5 protein-coding genes are annotated in these 6,854 nt (G+C 42.9%); 3 read left to right on the top strand and 2 right to left on the bottom strand.

Annotated features, from left to right (window positions below; translation table 11 throughout):
* Positions 1 to 590 precede the first annotated feature (590 nt).
* On the bottom strand, positions 591 to 1,802 hold the full coding sequence (locus OU792_RS12680) for a serine hydrolase domain-containing protein (protein ID WP_274670366.1): 1,212 nt from the start codon (positions 1,800 to 1,802) through the stop codon (positions 591 to 593).
* Between the two features lie 168 nt (positions 1,803 to 1,970).
* Here OU792_RS12680 and OU792_RS12675 point away from each other — a divergent pair, with 168 nt between their 5' ends.
* The gene (locus OU792_RS12675; protein WP_274670365.1) at positions 1,971 to 3,218 is read left to right on the top strand and encodes an NAD(P)/FAD-dependent oxidoreductase; all 1,248 of its coding nucleotides are present in this window, start codon (positions 1,971 to 1,973) and stop codon (positions 3,216 to 3,218) included.
* On the opposite strand, the gene OU792_RS12670 is transcribed toward OU792_RS12675, so the two are convergent.
* A complete protein-coding gene (locus OU792_RS12670) occupies positions 3,215 to 4,150 on the bottom strand; it encodes a ThuA domain-containing protein (protein ID WP_274670364.1) in 936 nt (311 codons plus the stop codon). The two genes, OU792_RS12675 and OU792_RS12670, sit on opposite strands and share 4 nt — an antisense overlap.
* Before the next feature lie 82 nt (positions 4,151 to 4,232).
* Between OU792_RS12670 and OU792_RS12665 the strand changes: the two genes are divergently transcribed.
* Together OU792_RS12665 and OU792_RS12660 are read left to right on the top strand one after the other, a co-directional pair.
* Positions 4,233 to 5,201: a DUF6807 domain-containing protein gene (locus tag OU792_RS12665; protein WP_274670363.1), complete on the top strand. Its 969-nt coding sequence runs from the start codon at positions 4,233 to 4,235 to the stop codon at positions 5,199 to 5,201.
* Positions 5,202 to 5,226: 25 nt separating this feature from the next.
* Positions 5,227 to 6,597, top strand: a complete 1,371-nt coding sequence (locus tag OU792_RS12660) for a Gfo/Idh/MocA family protein (RefSeq protein WP_274670362.1) — start codon at positions 5,227 to 5,229, stop codon at positions 6,595 to 6,597.
* The last annotated feature ends 257 nt before the right edge of the window (positions 6,598 to 6,854 follow it).

Below are 6,854 nucleotides of genomic sequence, written 5' to 3'. Positions count from 1 at the left end.
CTATCCAATACAGCACCGAAATGAAGACCTATTACAAGAGAAGAACCGTTGAAGGTAAAAGCAAAATGAGCACACTTAACATCATCCGAAACAAACTTCTTGCAAGGGCTTTTGCTGTTGTCAACAGAAATTCCGACTATGTAGATACTTTAAAATACGCCGCGTAAAAAAAACTGAAATTCTTCTTGCCTAAACCTTAGAATACAGGCAGGCTCGATTTCATTATTACAATTTCAATTTAATCTTCAGACCCGATTCTTTGCACTTTTTTGAACTCATTATTAAGTCAACAGGGCTTTAATGCTGTTTATTTCCTCTATCGTTTAATTCTATCTTGATATAAGTCAAGAAAAGGTGAAGGGGTTAACCCCGAATTAATTTTTCCCGTAATTTTGTATGCAAGACGAGTAAATAATTTTCAATTACAGAAGATTATTTGGTTTAGTCGGCTAGTCTTGCTCTAGGTTAGAAATAGGTTAATAGGTTTAAGGTTGTTCTAAAATGCCGACTAAGCGGTACTCCTTCCGTCACAAAAAGGAATAGTGAAAAGTTGTTCACGATCACCTAGCCCCGGTTTTCCGGGGCTTTTTTTATTTTATGCTTTCTAGGATTAGCCTTACCAATTCGGCCTTATCTCCATTCGGAATCCATCTAGCTACCACCACCAAATCATTTTCAGGATCGACATAGATCATATTGGTGCCAGCTCCAATATGGAGAAAAGCTGATTTGGGACCAGCAGGGACTTGCTTTTGATCCTCATTGAGGAAATAGTTCATAAACCCATAGCTAGGATTGGCAGGAGTGGGGGTTTTGGATTTTTCCATCCAAGTCTCCGGAATAAGCTGCTCTCCCTGCCAGTTACCATTTCGTAAAGTCAGGTATCCAAATCTTGCTTGATCCCAAGCTGAAAGCATCATTCCACCTCCCCAATGCGATCCACCGCTGACAGACTGCATGATTTGTCCATCGATGATTACAAAGGAATTTTCATAGCCGGTCCATCTCCAAGTATCACTTGCACCGATCGGATCCATGATTTTTTCCTTGAGGACTACCGGTAAAGGCTTTCTCCATATGTTCATGGCAGCCAAAGCAAGTACATTTACCCGAGTGTCATTGTATTCATATTTGCTTCCGGGTTCATTTTGCGGTCTTGCTCGCTTCTGTGCTACTCCTTCAGCAGGACGATCAGCCCAATCAGGTTTGCCCCATAGACTTCCTTCCCAATCGGAAGTTTGTCTCAACAAATGATCCCAAGTGATTTTTCGGTTGTGTTCTGTTCCAAAAAGATCAAATACGTCCTCCTCTTCCAGATGGTCAGCTTTATTGATGGAGGGTCGCTCTGGCAAGTAGGGATAGATCGGTGCCATGTATGGATATACCAAATCTTGTTCGCTGCGAATGAGGCCTTCTTGGACAGCCAGTCCCACGGTGGTTGATAGAAAGCTTTTTGCAACAGAAAAAGTCAAATCTACCCGATCTGGATCTCCCCATTGCCCAACTACATAGCCTTTGTAAATGATCAAGCCTGTGGCTGGTCCTCTCACTTTCATTGGCCCGATGGGGTAGCCAAAGGGTTCCCTTCCGAAGCCACTTTCATAGTGAGCGATCTTTAAATTTGGGTTTGCGTTACTTTCATGAGTTTTTGCAAACTCAATGGCCTCTAGGATTTTTGAGGCGTCCATGTTTAGCTCTTGAGGTGATTTTCTTTCCCAATTACCTTTTTCTGGAAAGTAAGTTTGCGCTTGAGTAGCAGAGAAACTAAATAGCAGTAAGCAAATGAATAGGATGGATCGCATGGTCTAATTTTTTTGTGATTTTAAGAAATTGCAGGTGAAAGGACTAGACCATTGATGGATTTCATCAAAATTTGGTAAAACTCTTTGAATTCGCATGAGTTAGAAATTCAGGTCAGATTCGAAGATTTTGGCCATTTTTGTAATTAGAATGATTTGAACCCTTGAACTATGAAAGAAGAAAAAATTTACATCATCGGCGCTGGAATATCAGGCTTGATTGCGGCACTTGAGTTAGAGCGAGCTGGATTTCGTCCTGTTATTTTGGAGGCAAGTGATCGAATCGGAGGTAGAATGAAGACCGATGAAGTGGATGGATTTCTTTTAGATCATGGGTTTCAAGTCTTAAATACTGCTTATCCAGAGGCTAAAAGGTATCTGGATTTTCAGGCTCTTCACCTGAAAACTTTCGACCCGGGTGCTGTCATTTTTGATCAAAATGATACTTACATTATTTCAGACCCAATGCGAAATCCGCTGAAAGTGGTCAGTATGGCCTTTTCTAAGGTTGGGACTTTTATGGATAAGGTGAAAATGTTTTCCCTTACCCAGGAGTTAAAAAACAAATCCAATCAGGAGATTTTTGCCGGAGAAAATATCCCCACCCATCAATATCTGAAGAATTATGGCTTTTCGGATCGGATTATTGAGAATTTCTTTTCTCCCTTCTTTAGAGGAATTTTCTTAGAAAAGCATTTGAATACCTCGGCTAGGATGTTTGAGTTTGTATTCAAGATGTTTGCCCAAGGACATGCGGCAGTTCCTGAGAAAGGAATGGGAGAAATTCCTGCTATGATCCGAGAGCAATTGAGTGAGACACAGATTTATTTTAATCATCCTGTGAAAGAAGTACAGGGAAATGCAATCCATCTGGAAAATGGAGAAACTTTGATTGCGGATCGAGTAATCATTGCTGTACAGCCTGACCGAGTGATGAAGCAACTACAGGGACAATTTGGAAGCCCTCGCAAGGTTTGCAACCTTTACTTTACATTACAGCGATCATTTCTGGCTAGGCCGATGATCGGATTGCTCCCAGGTGACCATTTGGTCAATAATATCGTCTTCATGGATGATGTGTCTGAGGCTTATGCAAATGGAGATCGTTCTTTGCTTTCAGTCACAGTTTTGGAAGCGGATATGGATCAGAAAACGCTTATTTCGAAGGTGCAACAAGAACTTTCAAAGATTTCAGGAGTGAAGGCGGAATACTTCAAGTTTCTAAAGTCGTATGAAATCTCATATGCGCTCCCTCATGTGGATGATATGAAATATGAGATTGCACCTACGGCCTGCAAAATCACAGATCAGGTCTTTTTAGCAGGAGATTACCTTCTAAATGGCTCCATCAATGCCGCAATGACTTCAGGACGTACGGCAGCACAGGCTATTATTCATTCGTACATGCCTACTCATTAGGGTTTCATCTTCCCAATAGGAGTTTCATCACAGTCTACATCACCAGCCACATATTGCATTCCATCCAGAAAGAATTGGAGCAATTGAGGGTTATCAAAACTCTGGGCATTGTGGGATGGGGAGGCGTACATGACTTTTCCCTTGCCTTCTGGTCTGATCCAGGCTACGTAGGTTTTTCCATCCGTTTTTTCCTGTCCCTCACGTTGCCCCGTGATTTCTGAATTGTTGAAATATAGAAGTGGAGTGAAATCACCTTCCTCGTAGGCGTTTTTGTAAAAATAGGGTTCGTCTATGTGCTTGAACCCTTCGGGTGAAAAAGCCTGAACCAAGGGATGATTTGGATTTTCCAACCTTACTTGAAAAGCTTGTTGTGGCGGGTGATAATCAAAGCTTCCTCCCAAAAGGCGACTGAAGTCCTTAGAGTTGTTGAGGATGGTATTTCCTCCATGGAGGACCAAGAGACCTCCTCCATCTGACACATATTTGCGGATATTTTCTTCCAATTCTAGCGCTTTTTGCATGATGGCTGCTGAATCGCCGTAGGATTGATTTTTAAGCTCATCCCAAAAAAGATTGCGTTTGTCGGGTTTGGAATTTGTATTATTCAACACTAATACATCGAATTTTTTCAGGTTCTTCAATTCCATGTAATCAATATCTCTGCTATTGATGACTTCAAAGGCACCGCTTTTTTCCCCTAAGATTTTGACCACTTCTTCGGTGTGAGGTCTTACCCAGTGATTGAACCCGGTATGCAATGAAAAGACCAAAACCTTCTTCTTTTTTGAGATTGGAAAAGTGGGTTTTTCGGGAGCTAAATCTCTGATTTTTTCTTTCCAAGCTTCATCTAATGTGACTTCAGGAAGGCTCTGTGCAGAGACGAATTGAAACGAAAACAAGAAAACGATTCCGTAGATAATAGCTCTGATCATAGGTATATTGGGTTAGTAGTTCGGGGCTTTTTAAGAGATTTTAATAACTTCAAAAACACAATCCCAATAACCTGAAATTTCTATGTCTTTCAAAAGAATTTTGACCTCCGTGCTATTTTTCGCCCTTTTTTCTACGGGATCGTTTGCGCAAGAAGTTGAGCTTAAGGAATCCGAAAAGGGAGTGGACTTTTATTTTGAAGGAAAGAAAGTTCTTACCTATCAGACAGTCAAAGAACCTGTTCCTGAGGGTGTCAAAGAAGCTTTTAGCAAATCCGGTTTTATCCACCCCATCAGTTCTCCTAGTGGACAAGTTCTCAGTCGGATTCAACCAAAAGATCATTACCATCACTATGGCATTTGGGGACCTTGGACCCGGGCTACCATCAGTGGGAGAGAGGTGGATTTTTGGAATTTGGGAGATGAAAAGGGCCGAGTGGATTTCTCCCATATTCTTTCCAAAAAAGTAGCCGGCGGTGCAGCAGAGTTGAATGTGCGGCAGAATCATATTGATTTGAAGGCTCCCGAGTCAGAAGGATTGGCGATTGAAGAAGACCTGAGAATCAAATTGAAGCCGGCTGATAAAGGCCGATATATGGTTGATTATACGACTACCATTTCCACCAAAATCCCCGGAGGAATCCTTTTGGATGATTACCGATACGGAGGAGGAATAGGTTTCAGAGCTACGGAAGTATGGGGAGATGAAAACAGCACTATTTTGACTTCAGAAGGTCACGATCGCAAAACTGCCGACGGCACCGAGGCTAAGTGGATCATTGTCAAGGGAAAAACCGACTCACCCGAAGGGCAAAGTGGGATTCTTTTTCTGAGCCACAATACCAACAAAGCCCATCCCGAACCCTTGCGTGTTTGGCCTGTGGGTCAATACGATGGAAAAGGAAATGTATTCATCGAATTTTGTCCCATCCGTCATGAATCCTGGGAAATTCAGCCAGAAAAGCGATACTCCCTTAAGTATCAGATGATTGTCTTTGACGGGGATCTTAAGGCAGAAGAAGCCGAGGCTTACTGGAGAGCATTTGTAAAATAAACCCAAGCAATAAATCACTAAGAATATGGAAAGAAGAGATTTTATGAAAAAAACCGCCATGGCAGGGGCAGCTTTCGGTTTCCCCACGATCGTTCCGGCTTCCGTTTTCGGAAAAAATGCCCCAAGCAATAAAATCCATATCGGTCAGATCGGCTGCGGAAGAATTGCCCGAGACCATGATTTGCCCGGCACTTGGAGGCATGATGTTGCCCGAATTGTGGCTGTGTCGGATGTAGACAGCAAGCGGATGGCAGATGGGAAAAAACTGGTCGAAGACTACTACAGCAAAAAGCTGGGCGAAAAATACATGGATGTGAAGCAATACGGGGATTACCGGGAAATGCTGCTCGATAAAGACATCGATGCGGTAATCATTTCCACTCCTGACCATTGGCATTCTCAGCCTGCCATGGAAGCCGCTTTGGCAGGAAAGCATATTTATGTGCAGAAACCCACGTCACTGACCATCAAGGAAGGTCGACAATTGGTTGAAGTGGTCAACAAAACTGGTGTAGTACTCCAACTGGGTACACAACAGCGATCGAGCGAGCAATTCAGAATTGCGGCAGAACTGGTTAGAAATGGCCGAATCGGAAAGCTTCATACCGTACGAATAGGACTTCCCGGCGATCCATCGGGTCCAGATGCTCCGGCTATGCCGATTCCTTCCAATTTGAATTTCGATATGTGGTTGGGTTCTACGCCTGAGATTCCATACACGGAAATCGGTGTCCATCCGCAAAACGACTACAGCCGTCCGGGGTGGTTGCGGCATGAAAACTATGGTGCGGGAATGATCACAGGCTGGGGTCAGCATCATTTTGACTCAGCAGCTTGGGGCATGGATACCGAGTTGACAGGGCCAAGGTATATTGAGGCAGTGGCAGAATTTCCACGCTCAGGTTTTTGGAATGTGCACGGAGACTTTATGGTCAAGGCCGAATACGATAATGGTGTCATGATGTTTACTTCCGGAGGCTATCCAAACGGAATTCGATACGAAGGAACTGAAGGATGGATTTGGGTTTCCCGGGGAAATTATGTGGCTTCCTCTTCTGATCCCGTTTCCCAAAACAACAATGCTAAAGCCTTGGATGCATCAGACCCAAAAATCCTGACTTCTCAGATCGGAGAAAATGAAATTCGATTGACCCGAAGTGATGAGCATCATGGCAATTGGCTGGACGCTATTCAGGGAAAAACGGAATTGCTTTCTCCGGTAGAGATCGGACATCGAGCTTGTTCAGTTTGTTTGATTAGCCATATCGCCATGAAATTGGGAAGAAAATTGGCTTGGGACCCGGTGAAAGAAGAATTCATCAATGATCCGGAAGCCAACACCCATCTCAGTAGACCTCAGCGAAGACCCTGGGGAACGGATTATGTGAAGGTTTAATCTTTTACCTTTTCTAATTTTGAATTCCCTTTATTTCTCAGAGGGTAGGAAGTTTGAAGCTAGAAGCTGGAAGCATGCTTATTTTGGTTTTTGTGCGGGAATTCATGCCCTACTCATTCTCGGCTTTGGCAAGTCAGGAATCAATTAATGAAAATCCTAAAACCTAAAATTTAGTGAAATTGGTGTGTTTTCGAGGGCAATTTAGATTGCTTTTCTATGATGTCTATTCATTCAAAAATTTATCGATGAATTTAAGA

Source organism: Algoriphagus sp. NF, assembly GCF_028823735.1.
Lineage (GTDB): Bacteria > Bacteroidota > Bacteroidia > Cytophagales > Cyclobacteriaceae > Algoriphagus > Algoriphagus marincola.
This window is presented reverse-complemented; position numbering and strand designations above follow the sequence as displayed.